The sequence below is a fragment of the Limnochorda sp. genome (assembly GCF_047459355.1).
In the GTDB taxonomy this organism is placed as follows: domain Bacteria; phylum Bacillota; class Limnochordia; order Limnochordales; family Limnochordaceae; genus Limnochorda.
In genome coordinates this window covers 1-1,061 of the sequence record NZ_VSCV01000115.1, presented here as the reverse complement: position 1 = coordinate 1,061, position 1,061 = coordinate 1, and the positions used below count along the sequence as shown (strand labels likewise).

Here is a 1,061-nt window from a genome sequence, read left to right as displayed (position 1 = left end):
TAATCGTGTTCCAAGAGCCAGTGCAGAAGGGACAAGGTGTCTTATTCAAGGAGGACGTGGAAGTGGCTGAAATCACCCGGCGCCGGCGTGGCGAGCTCCTAAGGGGAGTGTTCAAAATTTTATTGTCCTATCCGGAGGGCTTGCCCGCAAAGGAGGTGCTCCAACGGCTAGAGGCGGTTGTTCCACCGACCGCGTTCGAACAGTCCACGTATCCGGACCGCCCGACTACACGGCGCTACGAAAGGATTGTCCGCTTCTGTACAATCCCTGCTGTCAAGGCCGGCTGGCTGGTGAAGGACAAGGGATCCTGGTACCTAACAGACGAAGGACGTGCCGCCTACCACAGGTTGACTGATCCGGAGGACTTCGATCGTGAGGTCAGGATGTTGTACCGAAAGTGGAAGGAGGACCAGTCAGCTGCCGAGCCGGAGGACACGGAAGACGACACCGATGTAAGGTCCACCACCGTGGAGGAAGCGGAAGAAGCCGCTTGGCTTGAGATAGAGACGCACCTGCAAGATATGAGCCCTTATGACTTCCAGCAGTTGGTCGCCGGTCTCTTTCGAGGGATGGGATATCACGTCGATTGGATTGCACCGCCCGGTCCGGATGGGGGGATCGATATCATTGCCCACGTAGACCCGTTGGGAGTGAGGGGGCCCCGCATTAAGGTTCAAGTCAAACGGAAACTCGACAAGATTACAGTGGACGGAGTCCGTGGGTTTATGGCGGTCCTCGGTGATTCCGACGTTGGTATTTTCGTCTCAACGGGTGGCTTCACTCGTGACGCGCAGGATGAAGCTCGGCGTCAAGAACGGCGGCGGATCATGTTATTAGATCTCAAACGGCTATTTGACCTGTGGGTTGAGTACTACGATAAGATCCCTGAGGCCCAGCGCCGACTGCTGCCCCTTCGTCCCGTTTACTATTTGGCCCCGGATGAGTGAGCGAGACTGCGAGACGCGTCAGGAATGTGTTCTAAAAGGGAAATACGCTCACCATTCGACGGACCAATCTTGACAAGGCGGACATTGATCGCATCCGGTCCTTGAGCGATGTCG

Annotated in this window: 1 protein-coding gene; it reads left to right on the top strand. The window is 56.3% G+C overall.

Translation table 11 applies throughout. The features are described from left to right. The coding region (locus FWJ67_RS11280; RefSeq protein ID WP_414482882.1) for a restriction endonuclease at positions 1–947 on the top strand (947 nt) is incomplete at its 5' end. Positions 948–1,061: the final 114 nt, after the last annotated feature.